The sequence below is a fragment of the Blastococcus sp. SYSU DS0539 genome, from assembly GCF_054050855.1.
On the sequence record NZ_JBJHAF010000019.1, the window covers coordinates 14,724 to 37,171 of the forward strand.

A 22,448-nucleotide genomic window follows, 5' to 3' on the forward strand; every position below is an offset into this window, starting at 1 on the left:
ACGACACACCGCGGCCCGTCGCCCTGGGTAGTGGGGCCGACATGACCGACGTGACCTCCTTCGACGGAACCCGGCTGGCCCTCTACACCCGGGGGCCGGAGGACGCCCCGCTGCTGGTGCTGGCGCACGGGCTGGGGATGTCCGCCGACTCCTGGGGTGAGGTGCCCGAGCGGCTCGCCGGGAGGTTCCGGGTGGTGGCCTACGACCTGCGCGGGCACGCCCAGAGCGGTGACGCCCGGTCGGGCAGCTACGGCATCGCCGCGCACGCCCAGGACCTGTCGGCCGTGCTCGGCGCCGTGGTGCCCGACGGCGGCTCCGCGGTCGTCGTCGCCCACAGCCTCGGCGGGGGGATCCTGCTGCAGCACGTCGCCGGCTCGGCGGACGTTCGGGTCGCCGGGGCGGTCTTCGTCGGATCGGGAGGGTCCGGTGTCACGGCCCCCGGTTTCCCGGCGCGCAGCCTGCCGCCGTGGGCCCGTGTCCGGCTGCGCTCGGCGTGGTTCGCCCTGCTGCGCTCCGGTGCCCGGCTGGGCCGGCGGCTCCGGCCGGTCCGGGCGGTGTCCGACCGCGCCATCCGGCATTTCGCCTTCGCGCCGGGCGAGCCGCAGGAGCTCGTGGAGCGGATGCGCGACGACTTCCTCGCCACCCGGCCGCTGGCGCTGGCCGGGACCAGCCTGGCCGGTCTCTCCCACGACGGCGTCGCCCTGGCCGCGAGCCTCACCGTGCCGACGTTGATCGTGCACGGCAGCCGTGACCCCGAGGTACCCGGCGACGAGGCCCGGCGGTTGCTGGGAGCGCTGCCCGACGGGGAGCTGTTCACGATCCCGGGGGCCGGCCACATGCTGCCGCTGACCCAGCCGGACGTCGTCGTCGAGCAGGTGTCCCGGTGGGTCGACCGGCTCGGCCCGGTCGTCGACGCCCGCCGTCAGGAGACGACGACCTCGATGACCGGGTAGCCGGCGGCGCCGTCCGGCGCGACCGGCGTCCGCTGGTCGGTCTGCACCTCACCGCGGCCGTCGGTCGCCCGGGCGGCGATGCGGTGCCGGCCGGTCGTGGCCTCCCACGGCAGCACCCACTGGCGCCAGCAGTCGACGTCGAGGGACTCGGCGAGCTGGGCCTCCTGCCAGGGCCCGTCGTCGATGCGGACCTCGACCCGCTCGATTCCCCGCGTCGGTGCCCAGGCGACGCCGGCGATCGGCCGCCGCCCGGGCTCGACCGAGGTGCCCGGGCGCGGGACGTCGATGCGCGCCTGCGTCTTGATCGGCCCCTCCTTGGCCCAGCCGCGCGGGATCCAGTAGCCGTCGACGTCCCAGTCGGTGAGCTCGATGGCCGACAGCCACTTGGTCGCCGACACGTAGCCGTAGAGGCCGGGCACGACGAGCCGGGCGGGAAAGCCGTGGTCGGCCGGCAGCGGCTCGCCGTTCATGGCGACGGCGACCATGGCCTCCGCCACGTCGAGGGCGGTCAGCACGGGGAAGCCGGCGGTGAAGCCGTCGACGGAGCGGCCGACGAGCTGGGTCGCGCCGCGTTGCAGGCCGGCCCGGTCCAGCAGCGCCTTCAGCGGCACCCCCTGCCAGCGCGCGTTGCCGACCAGGTCGCCACCGACCTCGTTGGAGACGCAGGCCAGCGTCACGTCGGCCTCGATCTGCGGCAGCTCCATCAGCTCGGCGTAGGTCAGGGTGAACGGGTCGTCGACCATCCCCCGCACCTCCAGCCGCCATGTGCCGGGCTCGACGACGGGCACGCGCAGCGCGGTGTCGATCCGGTAGAACTCCTCGTTCGGCGTGAACAGCGGGGTGATCCCCGGGACGTCGAGGGTCGCGCCGGCCGGCACCGGACCGGCCTGCCGGGCGGGAACGGGCAGCCGGATCGCGGCGCGCAGCTCGTCGAGGCGCTCGCGGCCGGCGAGCAGGTAGCCGCCGACCCCGGCGAGCACGCCGAGCAGGGTGGCGCCGCCGGTGACGGCGAGGAAGCGCCGCCGGTCGACGGCGCTGAGCGGGGCCTCCCCCGCCGCCGCCTCGGCCGGCACGGCCGAGCTGCCCAGCACCGTGACCAGCAGGTGCAGCACCCCGATGCCCGCGGCGGCGCCCAGCGCCCCGACGAGGAGGGTGCGGAGGACGGGGTTGCGGTCGTCTGCCAGCGCGGCCGCCACCCCCAGCGCCGCGAACAGCGCGATGCCGGCCGCCGCCAGCAGGAACCGGCGGCGGGCGAGCATCCCGAGAGCGGCGCCGAGGAGCCCCGAGATCGCCAGGATGCCGCCGATGAGCACCGGCTTGTCAGCCGTGCCCAGGGTCGCGATGGCCGCGCGCTCCAGCCAGCCGGGCACGCTGTCGACGACGGCGTCCCCCACCGCGAGGACCAGTGACGGGGCGCGCGGCACCAGGCCCGCGACGAGCTCGGCGACGCCGAGGGCCACGGCCACCGCCGCGACCCCGGCGAGCGCCGCACCTCCCCGGCTACCCGGGCGGGGACCGCCCGCCGGTCCGTCCGTCGATCGCACTACCTGGGGCACAACCGGATGATGTCCCCTCGAGGCGCTCCGGACACCGGCCGGCCGGTGTTCGTCCCCGGAATGTCACGGGACCGGCCCGGGCCGGCCGGGCGGAAAGGCATCGCATCGGCGGCGGTGGTTCTGCCAGGGTGGACGGATGGCGCACCGAGGCGCGAGTCAGCTGGTCGAGGAGCTCGGCACCCTCCTGCTCGGCGCACCGCTCCCCCTGTCGGTGCGCTGCTGGGACGGGTCCGAGAGCGTCGTCGAGGGAGCACCCACCCTGGTCGTGCGGGACCGGAAGGCGCTGCGCCGCCTGGTCTACGCGCCGGGCGAGCTCGGCCTGGCGCGCGCGTACGTCAGCGGCGACCTCGACATCGAGGGTGACCTGTACGCGACGCTGAGCTTCCCCGACGACCTGCCGTCCCGACCGGACCTGCGGCTGGACCGACGGGCGCTGGCGCGGCTGGCCGGCCCCCTGCTGCGGCTCGGCGTGCTGGGCCCGCCCCCGGCACCCCCGCCGGAGGAGTCCCGGCTGCGCGGGATCCGCCACTCGCTGCACCGCGACCGGAGCGCCATCAGCCACCACTACGACGTCGGCAACGATTTCTACCGCCTGCTGCTGGGCCCCTCGCTCGTCTACAGCTGCGCCTACTACCCCGAGCCGGACGCGACGCTGGAGGAGGCGCAGGAGACCAAGCTCGACCTGGTCTGCCGCAAGCTCGGGCTGCAGCCGGGCATGCGGCTGCTCGACGTCGGCTGCGGCTGGGGCTCGCTGGCCCGGCACGCGGCGTCCCGGTACGGCGTCTCGGTGGTCGGCGTGACCATCTCCGCCGCGCAGGCGGAGCTCGCCCGCCGGCGGATCGCCGACGCCGGGCTCGCCGATCGCGTCGAGATCCGGCTGCAGGACTACCGTGAGGTCACCGACGGGCCGTTCGACGCCGTCGCGTCGGTCGGGATGGCCGAGCACGTGGGCCGCGCCCAGCTGCCGGCCTACGCCGCCCGGCTGCACGACCTGCTGGCCCCGGGTGGCCGGCTGCTCAACCACGCGATCGCCCGCGGGCCCGCGGCCGGTCCCGACCGCCCCGACCCGGGGTCGTTCCTCACCCGGTACGTCTTCCCCGACGGGGAACTGCAGCCCCTCGCGACCCACGTGCAGGTGCTGGAGGAGGCCGGCTTCGAGGTGTGCGACGTCGAGTCGCTCCGCCGGCACTACGCGCTCACCTGCCGGGCCTGGGTGCGCAACCTCGAGGACCACTGGGACGAGGCGGTGCGGGGGTCCTCACCGGGACGGGCCCGGGTGTGGCGGCTGTACCTGGCGGCGTCGGCGCTGGCCTTCGAACGGCACCGCGCCGGCGTGAACCAGGTCCTCGCGGTCAGACGGGGAGGAGACAGCCGGCTCCCGCTCCGCCGCCCGGACTGGAGCGGGGACGCCGCGAGGCGGAGCCGGGAGGACGACGCCGGCACCGCCCACCCGGAACCGCCCACCGCCGGCGGCTCCGAGTGGCAGGACGCCTAGTCGGGCAGCGCGATCGGGCCGAACTCGGCGAACACGTCTCCGGGGCCGGGGTTCCGCGCGTGGGTGCCGCCGCCGAAGTGCCGCATGATGCCCCAGACCGCGTTGAGGGAGGTCTGCACGGCGCCCTCCACCCAGGCCGGTGTCCACGACACGTCGTCACCGGCCAGGAAGATCCCCCGCTGCTCGGACGGGAAGTCGTCCTGCACGAAGTGCGCGTACATCCGCTGGTTGTACCGGTAGTGCCCGGGCAGGGCGCCCTTGAAGGCGCCGAGGAAGTTCGCGTCCGCCTCCCAGGAGACGGTGATGGGGTCGCCGATGATGTGCCGCGCGATGTCGACGTCGGGATAGATCTTCTTCAGCGCGCCGAGGGCCAGGCGCACGCGCTGGTCCACCGGGTACGGCAGCATCTTCAGCGCGTCGCTCATCCAGGAGTACGTCAGGCAGATGACGCCGGGCCGGTCGTCGCCGTGGTCGAACAGGTAGGTGCCGCGGGTCAGCCGGTCCGTGAGGGTCATGCTCATGACGTCGCGGCCGGTCGCCGGGTCCTTGTCCTTCCAGAACGGGCGGTCGACCATCACGAAGGTCTTCGACGACTGCATGTACCGGGTGCGGTCGAGCGCCGTCCACAGCTTCTGCGAGAACAGGCTCTCGTCGCAGTCGATCTGCGTCGTCAGCAGCCAGGTCTGGCAGGTGACGAGCACCGCCGGGTAGCGGACGACGTGGCCCCAGGCGTCCGTGACGGCGAAGCTCCCGTCGGCGTCCCGGGCGATGGCGGCGACACCGGCCCGCGCCCCACCGGAGTGCAGCTTCGCGAGCGTCGTCCCGGCCGGCCAGTGCGCCGGCTCGGACGGCGCGTGGTTCCACAGCCCCCACGGCACCTGCTCGACCCCGCCCACGACGAAGCGCTGGTCCTCGTCGCAGTTCGTCATCACGACGCGGAAGATCTCGAGCATCGAGTTCGGGAAGTCGGAGTCCCACCCGCCGGTGCCGAACCCCACCTGCCCGAAGACCTCCCGGTGGTGGAACGACAGCCGGGAGAACGCATCCGAGCTCGCGACGAAGTCGTAGAAGGTGCGGTCGTCCCAGAGCGGGACCAGCTCGTTCCAGAGCGACTTCAGCGTCACGGCGTCGCGAGCCCGGATCGCGGCCTGGATCTCCGCGAAGCCCACCGTCGCCAGGGCGTCGGCCCACGCCGTCGCCACCTCCCGGAACAGCGGCGGCAGCGCCTCGGAGGACTCCGCGTAGTGGGTCTCCCCCTCGATGTCGATCACCGTGCTGCCGGACGCGGGCGTCAGCGGGTTGGGGAACGGCCTCGTCGCCAGGCCGAGCAGGTCCACGTAGCGGTAGAAGGCGGTCGACGACACGGGGAAGCGCATGCCGCCCAGCTCGGCGACGATCTCCTCCGGCGCCCCCTCGAACCGGGCCGAGCGCAGCCGGCCGCCCATCTGCGAGGCCTCGTAGAGCACCGGCTTGAGCCCGAGCTTCATCAGCTCGTACGCCGCGACCAGGCCGGAGATCCCCGCCCCGACGATGGCGACCTCCTCGCCGTGCCGCTCGGGCGGGATGGCGCCGAGGCCCGAGGGGTGGGTGATCCAGTCGTCGAACGCGAACGGGAAGTCCGGACCGAAGATCGTGACCGGCGGCCGCTCCCCGTCCCGACCGGGCTCGCCCGACGCGTGTGGCGAGCTCACGCGAGGAGAGCCGCCATCCGCTCGCGGAGCGCGGTCGCGGCGGAGTAGGGGCGCACCATCACGGTCAGCTCGGTCAGCTCGCCGTCGTGGGCACGCAGGATGTCCACCCCCTGGATGACCCGATCGCCGACCTTGGCATCGAAGACGAGCACGTGGCCGTCGCCGCCGCCGTAGGACGCCGTGTATCGGAAGTCCTGGAACACCGTCATCACGCCGGTGAGGATCGCGCGCAGTGGGCCGGTGCCGCGGTACGGCTCGTGGACGACCGGGGAGAAGAAGGTGCAGTCCTCCGTGAAGAGCCGCACCGCCGCGTCGACGTCGCGGCTCTCGACGGCGGCTCGGAAGGCGGCGAAGGGGTCGGTCGGCACGGCAGTTCCTCTCTCCGTACGGCGCTGCGGAGGGCGGACGCGGGACCACCGCACCACCCGGAGGCACCTTTCCACGTACGCACCGAGAAGGGGTCACACTGCGGCAATGGCCACCTGGGAGGACGTCCGGCGCCTGGTCGCGGCGCTGCCGGCCACCGACGAGCACCCCTCGTACGGCGGGCACCCGTCGTGGCGGGTGCACGGCAAGGGCTTCGCGTGGGAGCGGCCGCTGCGCACGGCCGACCGAGCGGCGCTCGGCGCCGCAGCGCCGGACGAGGCCGATCCGGTGCTGGCGGTGCGCGTGCCCGACGACGGCGTCAAGGCCTCGCTGCTCGCGGCCGAGCCCGACGTCTTCCTCACCACGCCGCATTTCGACGGGTACGCCGTGGTCCTCGTCCGGCTGGACCGGATCCCCGTCGACGAGCTCGCCGAACTGGTGGAGGACGCCTGGCGGGCACGCGCGCCACGGCGCCTGCTGGCCGGGTTCGATGGCCGTGTCCGTCCGTCCTGAACGCAGGGACCGTGGCCGCCGGCGTTAGGAGGCGAGCCGCGGCACGAGCCTGTCCCAGCCCGGCAGGACCGACAGCCCCAAGACCGCCCGGCGCACCAGACGCCGCGTCGTCGACGACGGGAGGAACCACTCGGCGCTGCGCCGCCCGGCCTCCTGCCTGGCCCGGACGACCGGTTGCCAGAGCCGCTGATAGCGGGCCAGGGCGTCCTCGACCGGGCCGCCGGCCGCCAGCTGCTCGGCGAGGACGTGCGCGCCGGCCACCGCGAGCGAGGACCCCTGGCCCGCGAGCAGCGAGACGGCCTGGCAGGCGTCCCCGAGCAGGACGACGCGGCCCCGGTGCCACTCCGGTGCCTCGACCTGGGCCAGCTGGTCGTAGTACAGCTCGGCGGACGGCGGGCAGCTGTCGAGCGCGCGCGGAACGACCCACCCGAGTGACGTGTGACGGCTGGTCAGGGCGGCCCGGGTGTCCGACGGGAGCCGGGGCTCGGGCTCCCGGTGGACGGCGAAGGCAGCGACCCGCCCGTCGCGCAGGACGTAGAACCCCATCTCCCGGTCCACCGAGTCGGTCATGGCGAACCGGTTGCCCACCCGGGCCCGGACCTCCGGGTCCTCGAAGACGTAGGCGGCGGTGTGGCAGCCGAGGTAGCGGAGGAATCGCGACTCGGGCCCGAAGACCCTCTCGCGGACCGAGGAGTGGACTCCGTCGGCCCCGACCAGGAGCTCGGCGGCCAGCACGGTGCCGTCGGTCAGGGCGACGCGCAGACCGTCCGCCCGGGCGTCGATGCCCGCGACGGAGCAACCGAAGCGCAGGTCGACCCTGCTCCCGGCCCGTTCCCGCAGTGCCCGCTCCAGGTCGGGGCGCATGATGCTCAGGAGACGCCCGTCGAGCGCCCGGGCGAAGCGTTCGTAGTCCAGGCCGGCTCTGCGCCGTCCGGACGCGTCGACGTAGGCCAGCTCGTCGACGCGGTAGGCCAGTTCGTGGAGCCGGGGCAGGATGCCCATCGCCTCGGCGGCGTCGTAGCCGGGCCCGAAGAAGTCCATCATGTAGCCCTGCTCGCGGGGGCCGGGGGCCCGCTCGGCGACGGTGACGTCCCACCCGTGGTCGGCGAGCTGCCCGGCGAGCGCGAGGCCGGCGATCCCGGCTCCGCAGATCACTGCCTTCATCGCTGCTCCGTCCTTCCCGTACGCGTGCCCGGCCCGTGCAGGAGCCGGCGCAGCACCGGCGTGACGGCGGTCGAGGTCAGTCCCGGGTCCAGCGCCCGGTGCAGCAGCACGCCGTCGACCGCCGCGGTGAGGACCGCGGCGGTGTCGGCAGGGGTCTCCGCGCCCTGCGCGTCGAGCCAGGCGGCCAGTCCGCTCCGGAACTCGTCGAGGACGCGGCGGAGCTCCGCGCGCAGGTCGGCGTCCCGGGTCGCGGCCAGGTACGCCTCCAGGAAGAGCAGGGACGTCGGATCAGCGCCGTCGTGGTCGTCGAGCGCGGTGAGCATCCCGGCCAGCGCGTCGTCCCCCGACCCGGCCGAGGACAGGGCGGGGGCGAGCGAGGACAGCACCTGCCGCATCACCCGCAGCGACGCCTGCGTCAGCAGGGCCTGAACCGAGGCGAAGTGGTAGTGGACGACGCCGGGGGTCACCCCGGCCCGCCGGGCGACGACACGGGTGCTGACCGCGTTCCACCCCAGCTCCGGGATCAGCTCGGCCGCGGCCTGCAGAAGCCGCAGCCGGACCTCGGCACCCGGTCCGGTCGGCTCGGACGGTGGCATCGGCTCTCCCGGGTCTGGACGATCGCCTTGGTCATTCGTCCAGACGCTAGACCGGCCGCAGTGCGGGCGGAACCCCTGCGCCCGACCAGGCGCACGTCGCCCCGCGCGTCGGCACCCTGCGTCCCCCACCCACCCCGCGAAGGCTCCTGCAGGGCACCGCGCCCCGGGTACGACGAAGGCCCGCGACCGGAGGTCACGGGCCTGGTGGGAGCTCCCCCGACTGGACTTGAACCAGTAACCCTGCGATTAACAGTCGCATGCTCTGCCAATTGAGCTACGGGGGATCAGCGGTACGACCCGCTGGCCCGTCGAGAGTACCGCACGCCCGAGACGCCTCCGCGCGGGGCTCGCGAACGGCGGAGGGACGCGACCACAGGTAGCGTGTCGGCGTTCATCGCACGACACCTGGAGGAACCCCCATGGCCAAGCTCTCGTTCCTCGCCGGATTCGGTGCCGGCTACGTGCTCGGATCGCGGGCGGGCCGGGAGCGCTACGAGCAGATCCGGCGAGCCTGGGAGCAGGCGAAGGACGACCCGCGCCTGCAGAGCCTCGCCGGCATGGCCCAGGCCAAGGCCGACGACGCCGTCTCCACCCTCAAGGCCCAGCTGGGCGGCGAGCCCGAGCGCTGAGCCGGGGTCAGTCCGGCTGCTCGGCGGCGAGCGCCTCGGCGAGCTTCTGCCGGGCGGTCTCGCGGGCCACCGGGTCGTCGCGGTCGGCGTCGTCGTCGAAGACGACGGTCCACTCCCGCTCCGCCTGACCGGGCACCCGGCGGGCCACCAGGACCACGCCGCCCCGGCCCGGCAGCGGGATGCGGCGGCTGGTGACGATCGTCTGGTCCACCCGCCGGCGCACGACCGCCGGCAGGTCGCCGGCGTCGGTGAGCACGTGCCGGACCGCAGGCTGCCGCGCCTGCACGCCGGGTTCCACCTCGGTGAGCGGGGTGACGGTGAACGAGCCGCCGCCGTCGTTGGTCGCGGCCCAGCGGGCGTGCCCCACCTCGTGCCAGGGCAGCACCTCCGCTCCCCCGGCCGCATCGATCGTCCGCAGCCCCCGGGACGTGGCGACCAGCCACCCGGCGTCGCGGGCGAGCAGGCCCCACGCGAGCACCCGCTCGTCGGGGTCGGCCGCCACCGCAGCGCGCACCGCCTCCGGTGGCCGCGCGAACCGGCGCCGCAGCCCGTCCAGCAGGGTCACGACGCGAGCCCGCCCATCGCCCGCTCCCGCAGCGACCGGGCCTGCGCCTCGAGCGCCACGAGCTGGCCGAAGATCTTCGTGTACTCCTCGGCCTGCTCGACGGGGTTCATCCGCTGCAGCCGCCCCTTGAGCGCCGCCACCTGGCGGACGGTGGCCATCTCCGCCAGCCGGGCGAGGATCGCGTTGACGTAGCCGGGGTCGCCCTCGCCGGTCACCGAGCGCATCGGCTCCACCGCCAGCGCCGTCAGCAGCGCGCGGGCGCTCTCCCGGTCGCAGTGCGCGGCCACCTCGTCCAGCCAGGCCGGGCCGGTGACGGTCGCGCCCGCGGCCCCGCCCGCCCCGGCCACGGCCGCGGCGACGGCGGCGTAGTCGGCGTCGGTGTAGGCGGACGGCGCGACGGCGTCGAAGGCCGGCCCGGCGTACTCGGGCACCTGCAGCGCCGCCTTTACCGCCTCCCGCTCGACGGCCACCGCGGCGTCGTCCGGGCTGCGCTTCGGCGTTCGGGGGCGGCCGCGCGACGGCGCCCCTCCCCCGTCCCCGGTGAGCCGGCGCACCCGCTCCTGCACCTCGGACTCGTCGGTGTTACCGATCATCCCGGCGAGCTCGCGGGCGTAGGCCGGCCGCAGCGCGTGGTCCTTGATCTGCGCGACCAGCGGCACCGTCTTCTCCAGCGCGGCGACCCGCCCCTCCACGGTGTCCAGGTCGTAGCCGGCCAGCGTCGTCTTCAGCACGAAGGCGATCAGCGGGGTGCGGCGGGCGACCAGGTCGCGGACGGCGGCGTCACCGTGCTCCTGCCGCAGCTCGCACGGGTCGCGCCCCTCCTGCTCGACGGCGACGAACGTCTGGCCGACGAACCGCTGGTCCTCGGCGAAGGTCTTCATCGCCGCGGCCTGGCCGGCGGCGTCGCCGTCGAAGGTGTACACGACCTCGCCGCGGAACTCGTCCTGGTCCATCAGCAGCCGGCGCAGCACCCCGATGTGCTCGGCACCGAACGCGGTGCCGCAGGAGGCCACCGCGGTGGTCACGCCGGCCAGGTGGCAGGCCATGACGTCGGTGTAGCCCTCGACCACGACGGCCTGGTGCCGGCGGGCGATGTCGCGCTTGGCGCGGTCGATGCCGTAGAGGACGCTGCTCTTCTTGTAGAGCGGGGTCTCCGGGGTGTTGAGGTACTTCGGCCCGGGGTCGTCGTCCATGAGCTTGCGGGCACCGAAGCCGATGACGTCGCCGGTGATGTCGCGGATCGGCCACACCAGGCGCCGGTGGAACCGGTCGATCAGCGTGCCGCGGGACGACTCCTTGGCCAGCCCGCCGGTGACCAGCTCGGCCTGGGTGAAGCCCTTGGCCCGCAGGTGCCGGGTGAGCCCGTCCCACCCGCCCGGCGCGTAGCCGCAGCCGAAGTCGAGAGCGGCCTGCCGGTCGAAGGCGCGGTCGGCGAGGAACTGCCGGGCCGGCGCCGCCTCCGCGGTGCCCAGCTGCTCGGCGTAGAAGGCGGCCGCCGCGGTGTTGGCCGCGACCAGCCGCGCCCGCTGGCCGACGGAGGCGCGGTCCGGGCCCGCGGTGGGACGGCCGCCGTCGTCCTCGTACTTCAGCTCGACGTTGGCACGGCCGGCCAGCAGTTCGACGGCCTCGGAGAACGACAGGTGGTCGATCTCCTGCACGAAGCGGATGACGTCACCGCCGACCCCGCAGCCAAAGCAGTTCCCGGTGAGGATGTTGTCCTCGAGCGTGAATGCACGGGTCCCGGGAACCTCGGCGCAGAACACCTCCTCGACCCGATCGCTCCACTCGACGGCTTGCACCACCCAGTTCTTGCGCTCGTACTTCTTGTCGTTGGCGAGGAAGCGCTCACGATGCTGCTCGAGCAGGAAGAACGACTCGGGCAGACCCTTGGTCATGAAGCGCACGTTGTAGATGTCGCTCGCCACGCCGTCGATGCCGATGCGGTTCTGCTTCGCGACGCCGAACGTCCCGATACCGAGGCGAGTGCACAGAGCGCGGACGTACTCGAGGTCGTCCTCACGAGCCGAGTTGAGTATCGCGTCGCCGTCCTCGGCCACGCATCCATCGGCTGCGAAGTACCCGGCGAGCCAGCCGAGCAGGTACGAGGCGTCGTCGTCCAGAGATGGACGCTCGTCCTTGAAGTACGCGGGCATCCCGTAGAACTTCGTGACGCCCTCACCCTGCCAACGGCGGCAACCGGTGAAGTAGTGCGCCAGCTGAGCGTCCTTGTCGCCGAAAAGGTTGGCGATGGACCCGGCTCCACCTCTCGTCCCGTCGCCGTAGACGACGCCACGCGCGATTCCGAAGGGCGACGGCATCGTGGCCGGGTTGAGCACCCGGGACATCGGGAAGGAGTGCGACAGCCGGTCCCCCGGTCGCAGATCCTTCGTCAGCTTCTCGCGCCGGTCCTGCCGCAGGGCACCGGCAGGAACGAACCACCGATGTTCGTCGGTCGCATGGATGACCTTGGTGCGGCTGTTACGGGTCAGCGTCAGTTTCATCAAACGCTGGACGCCGTACGACATGAACGGTGCGTCAACCCAGCCACCGTTGCCGTTGAGCACTCGGACGGTCTTCCCGGCCAGCTCCCGGATCGGGACGACGCCGTCCTCGGTCAGGACCCCGGTCTCGCCTGCCAGACAGTGGTAGAGCCCGCGACTCGGCGTGACCTGGAACGACGGCGACTTCTCGTCGTGGAAGGGGCACAGCCCCTTGAGGCTGCCGCCGCCGGCGCGCTTGAGCTGCAGGTGCTCGCCGACGATCTCGTCGATCTTGCTCCGCTCGCGGACCAGCGCGATGTCCGCGGCCCGGATGCGTCCCCGGCCGGCCATCAGGCCGCCGCCGCCGCGACCCGCCGGCGGAGCACGTGCTCCCACCACAGCAGGAAGATCTGCTGGGCCAACGGCAGCTCGCCGTCCATGGTGATCGTGGCCCGCGGGGCCCAGCCCGGGGTGCTCCCGCTCTCGGCCACCGGGCGCCCGTGCTGCACGAACCGGTGCGTCCCCCGCCACCGGGACGCCGGCTGCACCTCGACCGTGGAGCCCTCCAGGTCGATGGCCCAGGTGCCCTTCCAGGCCGAGGTCTGCCGCGCGCGCAACCGGGCGGGGCCCTCCGGGTCGCCCGACCGGCGCCCGGTGAGCTCGCGCCTGTGCCGCGCGAACTCCCAGGTCGTCCCGTCGACCGCCACCGTCGCGGACTCCGTCCACGTCGCCGACCGCAGGGCCGCCACGACCTCGTCGTCGCGGAGCACGGGCAGGACGCCCTCCGGCATGCCGTGCGTGCCGGCCTTGCCCAGTTCGAGCACCGTCGTCCCTCCCTCAGCCGATGCCGGGTGCGCCGGCGATGCTCTCGCCGGTGACGCGGTAGAGCAGGTAGGCAGCAGTCTCCCGCAGGATGTAGCGGAACTGGGTGGCGCGGGTCTGGACCGCCGGCCCCTGCCGGGTGGGCGAGCTCTCCGCCGCGATCCCGGCGTCCTCGGCCATGCGCTCGGCGCGCATCGCGTGCCAGGGGTCGGTGACCAGCACCGCGCGCTCCCAGCCGCGCTCGGCGAAGGCCGCCCCGACCACGCGCATGCTCTCCAGCGTGTCCACGCCCTCGGGCACCGCGAGCAGCGCCTCGGCGGGCACGCCGGCCCGGGCCAGGTAGTCGCGGCCCGTCCCCGCCTCGGTGAACGCGTCCCCCGCGGCCTTGCCCCCCACGGTCACGATCACCGGCGCGACGCCGGCCTCGTACAGGGACAGGGCGTGCTCCAGCCGCGCCGCGAAGATCGACGACGGCACGCCGTTGTACTGCGCCGAGCCGAGCACCACGATCGCGTCGGACGCCGGGCGGGAATCCTGCCGCGCCGTCCACCAGATGGACAGCGCCGTGGAGGCGACCAGCAGCACGGCGGCCAGGACGCCGGCGCCGGCCACCCGCGACACCAGACTCCGCACACCCACCCGTCATGGGTACCACGCGGCACCGACCGTGCGCGCCCTTCCCGGAGGGTGTGCCGCAGCACCCCGGTCAGAAGCCGGCGCGCTCCCCCTCCAGCGCGGCCCGCCCGGCCTCCAGCCGGGCCACCGGCACCCGGAACGGCGAGCAGGAGACGTAGTCCAGGCCGACCTCGTGGAAGAAGTGCACCGAGTCCGGGTCACCGCCGTGCTCTCCGCAGATCCCCAGCTTCAGGTCCGGCCGCGCGGCCCGCCCGGCCTCGGCGCCGAGCTGCACCAGCCGGCCCACCCCCTCCCGGTCCAGCGACTCGAACGGCGAGACGCCGAAGATGCCCTTGTCCAGGTACTGGTGGAAGAACGCCGCCTCGACGTCGTCGCGGGAGAAGCCCCACGTCATCTGGGTGAGGTCGTTCGTACCGAAGGAGAAGAACTCCGCCGACCCGGCGATCTCGCCCGCCGTGAGCGCCGCCCGCGGCACCTCGATCATCGTGCCGATCAAGCCCGGCACCTCGATGCCCTCCTCGCGGTGGACCTCGGCGAGCACCCGTTCGGCGTCCTCGCGGATCGCCTCCAGCTCCTGCACCGCGCCGACCAGTGGGATCATGATCTCCGGCCGGGGGTCACCGCCCGCCTTCGCCCGCTCGCAGGCGGCCTCGGCGATGGCGCGCACCTGCATGGCGAACAGCCCCGGGACGACGAGCCCGAGCCGCACCCCGCGCAGCCCCAGCATCGGGTTCTCCTCGTGCATGCGGCGGACCGCGGCCAGCAGCCGCAGCTGCCCCTCGTCGTGGTGGCCCTCGGCCTCGGCTACGGCGACCCGCACCGAGAGGTCGGTGAGGTCGGGCAGGAACTCGTGCAGCGGCGGGTCGAGCAGCCGGACGGTCACGGGAAGCCCGTCCATCGCCTCGAAGATCTCCAGGAAGTCCTGCTTCTGCAGCGGTTCCAGCGCGTCCAGCGCGGCCTGCCGGTCGGCGTCGTCCTCCGCCAGGATCAGCTTCTCCACCAGCTGGCGGCGGTCGCCGAGGAACATGTGCTCGGTCCGGCACAGGCCGATCCCCCGCGCGCCGAAGCGCCGGGCGCGGGCGGCGTCCTCCGGGGTGTCGGCGTTGGTGCGGACGTCGAGCCGGCGCACCTCGTCGGCGTGGGTGAGGATCCGGTGCACGCTGCGCACCAGGTCGTCGGCGTCCTCGGACCCCGGGTCGATCTCGCCCTCGAAGTAGCGGACGACCGACGACGGCTCCACCGGCACCTCGCCCAGCCACACCCCGCCGGTGGACCCGTCGATGGAGATGACGTCGCCCTCGGCGACCACGGTGCCGTCGGGCGCGGTGAACCGCTTCCCCTTGGTGTCGACCTGCAGCTCCTCCGCACCGCAGACGCAGGTCTTGCCCATGCCCCGGGCGACGACGGCCGCGTGCGAGGTCTTGCCGCCGCGGCTGGTCAGCACGCCCTGGGCGGCGATCATCCCGGAGAGGTCGTCGGGGTTGGTCTCCCGGCGGACCAGGACGACGTCCTCCCCCCGCTCCGCCCACTCGACGGCCGTCTCCGAGGAGAACACCGCCTTCCCGACGGCGGCGCCCGGGGAGGCGTTCATCCCCAGGGTGAGCCGGGTGGCGTCCCCGCCCGAGACGAACCGCGGGAACATCAGCTGCGACAGCTGCTCGCCGGTGACCCGCCGGACCGCCTCGTCCATGTCGATGAGGCCCTCGTCGACCAGCTGGGTGGCGATCACGAAGGCGGCGGCCGCGGTGCGCTTGCCGACGCGGGTCTGCAGCATCCAGAGCTTGTTGCGCTCGACGGTGAACTCGATGTCGCACAGGTCGCGGTAGTGCGACTCCAGCCGCGCCATCGTCGTCATGAGCTCGTCGTAGGCGCCCTTGTCGATGCCCTCCAGGTCGGCCAGCGGCACCGTGTTCCGGATGCCGGCGACGACGTCCTCGCCCTGGGCGTTCTGCAGGTAGTCGCCGTAGACGCCCTGCGCACCGCTGCCGGGGTCGCGGGTGAACGCCACGCCGGTGCCCGAGTCGGCGCCCAGGTTGCCGAACACCATCGAGCAGACGTTGACCGCGGTCCCGGCGTCGCTCGGGATGCGTTCCCGGCGGCGGTAGATGATCGCCCGGTCGGAGTTCCAGGAGTCGAAGACGGCGTTGATCGCCATGTCCATCTGCCGGCGCGGGTCCTGCGGGAAGTCCTCGCCGGTGTGGTCCCGCACGATGGCCTTGAACCGGCCGACGACGTCCTCGAGGTGCGCGGCGTCCAGGTCGAGGTCGGAATCGGTGCCCTGCTCGGCCTTGACCTCGTCGAGGGCGTCGTCGAACCGCTCGCCGTCGATGCCGAGCACCGTCTTGCCGAACATCTGGATCAGCCGGCGGTAGGAGTCCCAGGCGAACCGGTCGCTGCCGGACTGCTGCGCCAGGCCCCGCACCGACTCGTCGTTGAGGCCGACGTTGAGGACGGTCTCCATCATCCCGGGCATCGAGGCCGCGGCCCCGGAGCGGACCGACACCAGCAGCGGGTCGTGCGGGTCGCCCAGGGTCTTGCCCATGCCCTTCTCCAGCGCCGCCAGGTGCTCGCTGACCTGCGCATCCAGTTCCGGCGGGGTGCTGCCGTGCTCCAGGTAGTACCGGCACGCGTCGGTGGTGATCGTGAAGCCGGGCGGCACGGGCAGCCCCAGGTTGGTCATCTCGGCGAGGTTGGCCCCCTTGCCGCCGAGCAGGTCCTTCTGGTCCTTGCTGCCCTCGCTGAAGTCGAAGACCCACTTGCTGGGCTGGCTGCTCATCCCCGCACCTCCACGCTCGACGACCGGCCTCCGCCTGGTCGAGATGGTGCCGCACCGGGCCGTCCCGGGTCGCCCTCCCGGCCACCGGCGCCGCCCACGGGTGGACGGCCCGCGCCGGAGGACAGACCAGTGATCGTGACGCAGCGGCGCGAGGTGCGCGATTCGGTCGGGCCGGGTCAGCCGATCCCGCAGACGCGGGGGCCGTCCTCGTTGACGACCGCGAGCTCGGCGGAGGCGCCGTCCTCCCAGCGGACGGTCACCTGCTGGATCCGGGCGCCGTCGACCGGGTCGTCCTGCACGCCGGCGATCTCGGCCGAGCCCGGCCGGAGGTACTCGGCCTCCATCCCGCTGACGTCGAGCCGGCGTCGCTCCTCCTCGCAGAGGAGTTCGTACGAGGTCTCCGTGTCGCCGGCGGCCAGCGCCGCGAGGAACACCTGGGTGACCTCCGTGGCCTGGTCGCCCGGGGACCCCCGGACCACGTACAGACCGGCGACCATGCCGCCGGCCAGCAGGACGACGCCGAGGATGCCGGCGATCAGCCAGCCCTGCCGCCTGCGGGGCGTGCCCGTGTGCAGCGGCGCCGGGCCGTCGTCGTAGAGGAAAGGCCCCTGCGTCATCCGCCGCTCGTCTCCAGTTCTGCCCCCACCGGAGGCCGGGGGTCGTCGCGATCGGCCAGCCAGCCCTCGGGCAGGGCCACCGGGCGCGGCGAGCTCGTGCGGCCACGCGGCGCGCCCAGGACGGCGGTCGGGTACGGCTGGTCGGGGATGCTGCCGAGCAGCGCGGCGAGCTCGTCGAGGCTGCTCACCATCGCCAGCGCCCGCCGGGTGTCCGACCCCACCGAGAACCCCTTGAGGTACCAGGCGACGTGCTTGCGGAAGTCGCTGCAGCCGTGCCGCTCGCCGTGCTCCTCGGCCAGCAGCGTGGCGTGCCGGTGCATGACGGCGGCGACCTCGCGCATCGAGGGCAGCGCCCGGCGGCTCTCGCCGGCGAAGGCGGCGGCCAGATCGCCGAACAGCCACGGCCGGCCCAGGCAGCCCCGCCCGATGACGACGCCGGCGCACCCGGTCTCGGCGACCATGCGCAGCGCGTCGTCGGCCTCCCAGATGTCCCCGTTGCCGAGCACCGGGATGTCCACGGTCTCGACCAGCCGGGCGATCGGCGACCAGTCGGCGGTGCCGCTGTAGAGCTGGTCGGCGGTGCGCCCGTGCAGCGTGATCGCCGCAGCGCCCTCGTCCTGGGCGATCCGGCCGGCGTCGAGGTAGGTGACGTGGTCGGCGTCGATGCCGATGCGGGTCTTGATGGTGACCGGCACGTCCCCCGCGGCGCGGACCGCCGCCCGCACGATGTCGCGCAGCAGGACGCGGCGCCACGGGAGCGCGGAGCCACCGCCCTTGCGGGTCACCTTGGGCACCGGGCAGCCGAAGTTGAGGTCGATGTGCGCCGGGCGGGTACCGGCGACGCCCTCGTCGACCAGCATCTCCACCGCCCGGCCAACGGTGGCCGGGTCGACGCCGTAGAGCTGGACGGAGAAGGCGTCCTTCTCGTCCGCGGTGGCCCGGATCATCCGCAGCGTCTTCTCGTTGCGCTCGACCAGCGCCCGCGTGGTGATCATCTCGCAGACGTAGAGGCCGGCCCCGAACTCCCGGCACAGCGTCCGGAACGCCGGGTTGGTGATGCCGGCCATCGGCGCGAGCACGACAGCGGGGTCGACGGTGAGGCCGCCGAGCCGCAGCGGCGGCTGGGCCGTCGTCGTCGGCTCGAGCGTGGCGGTCACGGAACCCAGAGTAGGCGGCAGCCTGCCTGTTCCCCCCTCCCGGCCGAGTGAGCAGTTGTGGTTCGCGTTACCGGCGCGCCGTCCCGTGTCGGCGACCACAACTGCCCACTCGTGGCGCCCGTCAGCAGCCGGGGAGGCGGGCGGCCAGGTAGGACTCGACCTGGTCCAGGCCGACCCGCTCCTGGCTCATCGAGTCGCGCTCGCGGATGGTCACGGCCTGGTCCTCGAGGGTGTCGAAGTCGACCGTGATGCAGAACGGCGTCCCGACCTCGTCCTGCCGGCGGTACCGACGGCCGATCGCACCGGCGTCGTCGAAGTCGACGTTCCAGTTCCGGCGCAGCGCGGTGGCGAGGTCCTTGGCCTTGGGCGAGAGGTCGGCGTTGCGCGACAGCGGCAGGACGGCGGCCTTCACCGGCGCCAGCCGCGGGTCGAGCCGGAGCACCGTGCGGACGTCGACGCCGCCCTTGGCGTTGGGCGCCTCGTCCTCGGTGTACGCCTCGACCAGGAAGGCCATCAGCGACCGGGTGAGACCGGCCGCGGGCTCGATGACGTACGGCGTCCAGCGGGTGTTGCTCGCCTGGTCGAAGTACGACAGGTCCGTGCCGGAGTGCTTCGAGTGCGTGGAGAGGTCGAAGTCGGTGCGGTTGGCGATGCCCTCGAGCTCACCCCACTCCGAACCCTGGAAACCGAAGCGGTACTCGATGTCGACGGTGCGCTTCGAGTAGTGCGACAGCTTCTCCTCCGGGTGCTCGAAGTGCCGCAGGTTGTCCCGGTCGATGCCGAGGTCGGTGTACCAGGCCGTCCGCTGGTCGATCCAGTACTGGTGCCACTCCTCGTCGGTACCGGGCTCGACGAAGAACTCCATCTCCATCTGCTCGAACTCGCGGGTGCGGAAGATGAAGTTGCCCGGCGTGATCTCGTTGCGGAAGGACTTGCCGATCTGGCCGATGCCGAACGGCGGCTTCTTGCGCGCGGCGCCCATCACGTTGGCGAAGTTGACGAAGATGCCCTGCGCGGTCTCCGGGCGCAGGTAGTGCAGGCCGGACTCGTCCTCGACCGGGCCGAGGTAGGTCTTGAGCATCATGTTGAAGTCGCGCGGCTCGGTCCACGCGCCCTTCGTGCCGCAGTTCGGGCAGGAGATGTCGGCCAGGCCGTTCTCGGGCAGCCGGCCCTTCTTCTCCTCGTAGGCCTCCTCCAGGTGGTCGGCCCGGAAGCGCTTGTGGCAGCTCTGGCACTCGGTCAGCGGGTCGGTGAAGACGCCGACGTGACCGGAGGCCACCCACGTCTGGCGCGGCAGGATCACCGAGGAGTCCAGGCCGACGATGTCGTCCCGGCTCTGGACGACGGTGCGCCACCACTGCTTCTTGATGTTCTCCTTGAGCTCGACGCCCAGCGGACCGTAGTCCCAGGCGGAGCGGGTACCGCCGTAGATCTCCCCGGACGGGAAGACGAAGCCCCGGCGCTTGCAGAGGTTCACGACCTTGTCGAGGCGGGCGGGGTCGTGCTTGGCGGTGCTGTCGCTCACGGCGAGAGGCTCCATCCGGCTGGCGGTCGGCGGTTGACCCGTCCACGGTAGTTGGCGGCCGTCCGGCCTCCTCAGTCGGTGACCGCGGCCGGTTCCTCCGCGGCGGCGGACGCCGGGTCGGGGCCGAACCGCAGCGCGAGCGCGGCCCGGATCTCGGCGTGCCGCACGAGGAAGGCCCGCTCGTCGAGGCGCTTGCGGCGCAGCCAGCCGGTGACCTCGTCGTTGCACTTGCTGGCGTTGCACGAGCGGCAGGCCGGCGCGATGTTGTCCAGGGTGTACCGGCCGCCGCGGGACAGGGCCTGCACGCAGTCCCGCTGCAGCGGGGTGCCGGTCGCCCCGCAGTAGGCGCACCCACCCCAGGCCGCCTGCAGCGCGCTCCACTGCTCGGCGCTCAGGTCGTGCTCGACCGCGTCCATGCGGCGCTTGCGACGGCGGGCGTACCGGGCGGTGCGGGTGCGGCTGGCCACCTCACCGACCGTAGGCGCTGACCCTCAGTCGGTCAGGTAGACACCCGGCTCGTCGACGGCGTGCACCCAGACCGGTGCGCCGGCGATCTTGACCTCGGCGGCCGACAGCGCCCGGCGGTAGGAGCCGACGCCGTCCCAGCGGGTCACCAGCGCCCAGAGCCCGGGGTCGTCGGCCGAGCGGCCCAGTTCGCCGTCCCGGAAGCCCGGCCGGCCGGCGAGCGCGGCCAGCAACCGGGTCACCTCGTCGGCCAGGCCCGGCGCGTCCGCCGCCGTCACCCGCAGCCGTGTCACCGCGAACACCCCTGCTCCCCTCGTCCGGCCTGCGCAGACGCTCCCACGCGGGCCTGTCACCATGGACGCATGGTCCGCACCACCCGGCAGCGCGCCGCCGTCCGAGCCGTGTTCGCAGACCTCGACGGCTTCCACAGCGCGCAGGAGGTGCACGCGCGGCTCCGCGACGCCGGCGACTCCGTCGGGCTGTCCACGGTCTACCGCGCCGTCCAGTCGCTGGCCGACGACGGCGAGCTGGACTCGATCCGCACCGACACCGGCGAGGCGCTGTACCGCCGGTGCAGCCCCCAGCACCACCACCACCTGGTGTGCCGCGACTGCGGCCGCACCGTGGAGGTGGCCGGCCCCGCCGTCGAGGCGTGGGCCGACCGCGTCGCCGCCGAGCACGGCTTCGCCGACGTCAGCCACACCCTGGAGATCTTCGGCACCTGCGCCACCTGCCGGGACGCGGCGGCCGGCCGGACGGACGCCTCCCCGGAGCGCTCCACCGCCTGAGCGCGGGGCACGCTCCGCGCCGGCCGGACGTCAGCGCGGCCCGAAGCGGGCGCGCAGTGCCTGCTTGTCCGGCTTGCCGACCTGCGTGAGCGGCAGCTCGGACACGAACTCCACCCGCTTGGGCGCCTGTACCGGCCCCTTCCGCTCGCGGACCAGCGCGATGATCTCCTCGGCCGCCACGGCGGCACCAGGACGGGGGACGACGACCGCCACGACCACCTCGCCCCAGCGCGCGTCCGGCACGCCGACGACCGCCACGCCGCCGACCGCGGGATGCGCGGCCACGACGTCCTCGACCTCGCGCGGGAACACGTTGAACCCGCCGGTGACGACCATGTCCTTCTTCCGGTCGACGATGGTGAGGATGCCGTCGGCGTCCCGCACCGCGACGTCGCCGGTGTGCAGCCAGCCGCCGGCGAAGGCGGCCGCCGTCTCGGCCGGCTTGCCCAGGTACTCGCGCATGGTGAGCGGCCCCCGGACGCAGATCTCCCCCGGGAGCCCGTCGGGGACCGGGCGGCAGTCGTCGTCGAGCAGCTCGACGTGCACCCACGGCACCGGCCGGCCGCAGGCGGCCAGCCGCCCCGGGACCGTCGGGTCGTGGTCGGCACGGCGCAGCACCGTCAGGGTCATCGGTGCTTCGGCCTGGCCGTAGAACTGCGCGAAGACCGGACCGATCCGCGCCATCGCCTCCCGGAGCCGGCTGGGCGCCATCGCCGACGCCCCGTAGAAGACGGTCTCCAAGCTGGACAGGTCGAACCGGTCGAGCCGGGGGTGGTCCAGGAGCGCGTAGATCATCGTCGGCACCAGCATCACCGAGGTGATCCGGTGGGTCTCGATCGCGGCGAGCACCTGCTCGGCGTCGAAGCGCGGCAGCACCCACAGCGACCCGGCCCGCAGGAGGACCGGCAGCACCGCGGTGCCCCCGGCGTGGCTCAGCGGGGCGCAGACCAGGTGCCTCGGCTGGTGCGGCCACTCCCACTCGGTGGTCATCAGCTGGGTGACGGCGGCACGGGAGGCGAAGGTGTGGACGACGCCCTTGGGCCGCCCCGTCGTCCCGCCGGTGTAGGAGAGCCGCTGCACGGCTGCGGGGTCGGCGGCGGGGGCGTGCAGCGGGCGCGGCGTCATCGTCGCCGCGTCCGCCACCAGGTCGGCTCCTCGCTCGCTCGGGCCGAGGGCGATGAGCCGGAGCCCGGGATGGCGGGCGGCGAGCTCGACCACCCGGTCGCCGTGGGCGGCGGGGTCGAAGACCAGCGCGTCCGCCCCCGAGTCGGCCAGCACGTAGGCGTGGTCCTCCAGCGACCCCAGGGGGTGCAGGGAGGTGCTGGTCGAGCCGACGAGCAGCTCGGCGCACATGAGGGCCACCAGCTCCGGGCTGTTGGGCGCCAGCGTCGCCAGCACGGTGCCCGGGCCGACCCCGAGGGACCGCAACGCCTGCTCGTACCGGCTGACGAGCCCGGCCAGCTCCCGGGCGGTCAGCACCCTCCCGTCGATGTGCAGTGCGGGCCGGTCCCCCGCCCGGCCCAGGGCGGTGACGAGCATGTCGGCCATGAGCACCGGGCGGTGGACGCCCGCCGGGCCGGCGGGCGGGCGCTGCCCATCGCTGCCGACGGCCGGCGACTCGGGCACGTCGGTCCACCTCCCTCCGGGCGCGGCA

The 22,448-nt window shown here is 73.7% G+C and carries 21 protein-coding genes and 1 tRNA gene; 5 read left to right on the top strand and 17 right to left on the bottom strand.

Annotation, left to right across the window (positions count from 1 at the left end):
• The first annotated feature begins 41 nt into the window (after positions 1-41).
• A complete protein-coding gene (locus tag ACI790_RS18800; protein ID WP_456571312.1) occupies positions 42-953 on the top strand; it encodes an alpha/beta fold hydrolase in 912 nt (303 codons plus the stop codon).
• Here ACI790_RS18800 and ACI790_RS18805 read toward each other — a convergent pair.
• Positions 923-2,419 carry a molybdopterin-dependent oxidoreductase gene (locus ACI790_RS18805; protein WP_456571313.1) on the bottom strand — a complete coding sequence of 499 codons (1,497 nt, stop codon included), beginning with the start codon at positions 2,417-2,419 and terminating at the stop codon, positions 923-925. The genes ACI790_RS18800 and ACI790_RS18805 overlap by 31 nt on opposite strands.
• Before the next feature lie 226 nt (positions 2,420-2,645).
• Here ACI790_RS18805 and ACI790_RS18810 point away from each other — a divergent pair, with 226 nt between their 5' ends.
• The gene (locus tag ACI790_RS18810) at positions 2,646-4,004 is read left to right on the top strand and encodes a class I SAM-dependent methyltransferase (protein ID WP_456571314.1); all 1,359 of its coding nucleotides are present in this window, start codon (positions 2,646-2,648) and stop codon (positions 4,002-4,004) included.
• On the opposite strand, the gene ACI790_RS18815 is transcribed toward ACI790_RS18810, so the two are convergent.
• Positions 4,001-5,695 carry a flavin monoamine oxidase family protein gene (locus tag ACI790_RS18815; protein ID WP_456571315.1) on the bottom strand — a complete coding sequence of 565 codons (1,695 nt, stop codon included), beginning with the start codon at positions 5,693-5,695 and terminating at the stop codon, positions 4,001-4,003. The genes ACI790_RS18810 and ACI790_RS18815 overlap by 4 nt on opposite strands.
• Complete coding sequence (locus ACI790_RS18820) at positions 5,692-6,063, bottom strand: nuclear transport factor 2 family protein (protein WP_456571316.1); 372 nt, start codon at positions 6,061-6,063, stop codon at positions 5,692-5,694. The genes ACI790_RS18815 and ACI790_RS18820 overlap by 4 nt, the downstream gene beginning before the upstream one ends.
• Positions 6,064-6,169: 106 nt before the next feature.
• On the opposite strand from ACI790_RS18820, the gene ACI790_RS18825 reads away from it, so the two are divergent.
• On the top strand, positions 6,170-6,574 hold the full coding sequence (locus ACI790_RS18825) for an MmcQ/YjbR family DNA-binding protein (protein WP_456571317.1): 405 nt from the start codon (positions 6,170-6,172) through the stop codon (positions 6,572-6,574).
• A 24-nt stretch (positions 6,575-6,598) separates the two neighbouring features.
• Here the strand turns inward: ACI790_RS18825 and ACI790_RS18830 are convergent, their stop codons facing one another.
• The 3 genes from ACI790_RS18830 to ACI790_RS18840 all read right to left on the bottom strand — a co-directional run bounded on the left by ACI790_RS18830 (position 6,599) and on the right by ACI790_RS18840 (position 8,618).
• Entirely contained in the window at positions 6,599-7,738 is a 1,140-nt protein-coding gene (locus tag ACI790_RS18830) for an FAD-dependent monooxygenase (RefSeq protein WP_456571318.1), read from the bottom strand.
• Positions 7,735-8,334, bottom strand: a complete 600-nt coding sequence (locus ACI790_RS18835) for a TetR/AcrR family transcriptional regulator (protein ID WP_456571319.1) — start codon at positions 8,332-8,334, stop codon at positions 7,735-7,737. Before ACI790_RS18835 ends, ACI790_RS18830 begins: the two co-directional genes overlap by 4 nt.
• A 211-nt stretch (positions 8,335-8,545) precedes the next feature.
• Positions 8,546-8,618: transfer RNA gene (locus ACI790_RS18840), tRNA-Asn, on the bottom strand.
• A gap of 135 nt (positions 8,619-8,753) precedes the next feature.
• Between ACI790_RS18840 and ACI790_RS18845 the strand changes: the two genes are divergently transcribed.
• The gene (locus ACI790_RS18845) at positions 8,754-8,963 is read left to right on the top strand and encodes a hypothetical protein (protein WP_456571320.1); all 210 of its coding nucleotides are present in this window, start codon (positions 8,754-8,756) and stop codon (positions 8,961-8,963) included.
• A gap of 7 nt (positions 8,964-8,970) precedes the next feature.
• On the opposite strand, the gene ACI790_RS18850 is transcribed toward ACI790_RS18845, so the two are convergent.
• The 10 genes from ACI790_RS18850 to ACI790_RS18895 all read right to left on the bottom strand — a co-directional run bounded on the left by ACI790_RS18850 (position 8,971) and on the right by ACI790_RS18895 (position 20,308).
• Complete coding sequence (locus ACI790_RS18850; RefSeq protein WP_456571321.1) at positions 8,971-9,528, bottom strand: hypothetical protein; 558 nt, start codon at positions 9,526-9,528, stop codon at positions 8,971-8,973.
• Positions 9,525-12,359 (bottom strand): DNA primase, encoded by a 2,835-nt coding sequence (gene dnaG, locus ACI790_RS18855; RefSeq protein WP_456571322.1) that lies wholly within the window; start codon positions 12,357-12,359, stop codon positions 9,525-9,527. Before dnaG ends, ACI790_RS18850 begins: the two co-directional genes overlap by 4 nt.
• The gene (locus ACI790_RS18860) at positions 12,359-12,832 is read right to left on the bottom strand and encodes a hypothetical protein (protein WP_456571323.1); all 474 of its coding nucleotides are present in this window, start codon (positions 12,830-12,832) and stop codon (positions 12,359-12,361) included. Before ACI790_RS18860 ends, dnaG begins: the two co-directional genes overlap by 1 nt.
• A gap of 13 nt (positions 12,833-12,845) precedes the next feature.
• The gene (locus ACI790_RS18865) at positions 12,846-13,469 is read right to left on the bottom strand and encodes a YdcF family protein (RefSeq protein WP_456571324.1); all 624 of its coding nucleotides are present in this window, start codon (positions 13,467-13,469) and stop codon (positions 12,846-12,848) included.
• Between the two features lie 67 nt (positions 13,470-13,536).
• A complete protein-coding gene (gene ppdK, locus ACI790_RS18870; RefSeq protein ID WP_456571325.1) occupies positions 13,537-16,242 on the bottom strand; it encodes a pyruvate, phosphate dikinase in 2,706 nt (901 codons plus the stop codon).
• 176 nt (positions 16,243-16,418) lie between these two features.
• Complete coding sequence (locus ACI790_RS18875; protein ID WP_456571326.1) at positions 16,419-16,859, bottom strand: Rv0361 family membrane protein; 441 nt, start codon at positions 16,857-16,859, stop codon at positions 16,419-16,421.
• Positions 16,856-18,016, bottom strand: coding sequence for a tRNA dihydrouridine synthase DusB (dusB, locus tag ACI790_RS18880; RefSeq protein ID WP_456571327.1), 1,161 nt, complete (start codon positions 18,014-18,016; stop codon positions 16,856-16,858). The genes ACI790_RS18875 and dusB overlap by 4 nt, the downstream gene beginning before the upstream one ends.
• Before the next feature lie 121 nt (positions 18,017-18,137).
• Entirely contained in the window at positions 18,138-19,541 is a 1,404-nt protein-coding gene (locus tag ACI790_RS18885) for a glycine--tRNA ligase (protein WP_456571328.1), read from the bottom strand.
• Positions 19,542-19,612: 71 nt separating this feature from the next.
• Positions 19,613-20,008 carry an HNH endonuclease gene (locus ACI790_RS18890; protein ID WP_456571329.1) on the bottom strand — a complete coding sequence of 132 codons (396 nt, stop codon included), beginning with the start codon at positions 20,006-20,008 and terminating at the stop codon, positions 19,613-19,615.
• Between the two features lie 24 nt (positions 20,009-20,032).
• Entirely contained in the window at positions 20,033-20,308 is a 276-nt protein-coding gene (locus tag ACI790_RS18895) for an antibiotic biosynthesis monooxygenase family protein (RefSeq protein WP_456571330.1), read from the bottom strand.
• Between the two features lie 60 nt (positions 20,309-20,368).
• Between ACI790_RS18895 and ACI790_RS18900 the strand changes: the two genes are divergently transcribed.
• Entirely contained in the window at positions 20,369-20,794 is a 426-nt protein-coding gene (locus tag ACI790_RS18900) for a Fur family transcriptional regulator (RefSeq protein ID WP_456571331.1), read from the top strand.
• A gap of 30 nt (positions 20,795-20,824) precedes the next feature.
• Here ACI790_RS18900 and ACI790_RS18905 read toward each other — a convergent pair whose 3' ends face one another.
• Positions 20,825-22,420 (bottom strand): AMP-binding protein, encoded by a 1,596-nt coding sequence (locus ACI790_RS18905; RefSeq protein ID WP_456571332.1) that lies wholly within the window; start codon positions 22,418-22,420, stop codon positions 20,825-20,827.
• Positions 22,421-22,448: the final 28 nt, after the last annotated feature.

Bases quoted from the DNA above. Each gene is read 5' to 3' on its own strand.
- ACI790_RS18800 (WP_456571312.1), top strand. From the start codon at position 42: ATGACCGACGTGACCTCCTTCGACGGAACCCGGCTGGCCCTCTACACC.
- ACI790_RS18810 (WP_456571314.1), top strand. From the start codon at position 2,646: ATGGCGCACCGAGGCGCGAGTCAGCTGGTCGAGGAGCTCGGCACCCTC.
- ACI790_RS18825 (WP_456571317.1), top strand. From the start codon at position 6,170: ATGGCCACCTGGGAGGACGTCCGGCGCCTGGTCGCGGCGCTGCCGGCC.
- ACI790_RS18830 (WP_456571318.1), bottom strand. From the start codon at position 7,738: ATGAAGGCAGTGATCTGCGGAGCCGGGATCGCCGGCCTCGCGCTCGCC.
- ACI790_RS18835 (WP_456571319.1), bottom strand. From the start codon at position 8,334: ATGCCACCGTCCGAGCCGACCGGACCGGGTGCCGAGGTCCGGCTGCGG.
- ACI790_RS18845 (WP_456571320.1), top strand. From the start codon at position 8,754: ATGGCCAAGCTCTCGTTCCTCGCCGGATTCGGTGCCGGCTACGTGCTC.
- dnaG (WP_456571322.1), bottom strand. From the start codon at position 12,359: ATGGCCGGCCGGGGACGCATCCGGGCCGCGGACATCGCGCTGGTCCGC.
- ppdK (WP_456571325.1), bottom strand. From the start codon at position 16,242: ATGAGCAGCCAGCCCAGCAAGTGGGTCTTCGACTTCAGCGAGGGCAGC.
- ACI790_RS18875 (WP_456571326.1), bottom strand. From the start codon at position 16,859: ATGACGCAGGGGCCTTTCCTCTACGACGACGGCCCGGCGCCGCTGCAC.
- ACI790_RS18900 (WP_456571331.1), top strand. From the start codon at position 20,369: ATGGTCCGCACCACCCGGCAGCGCGCCGCCGTCCGAGCCGTGTTCGCA.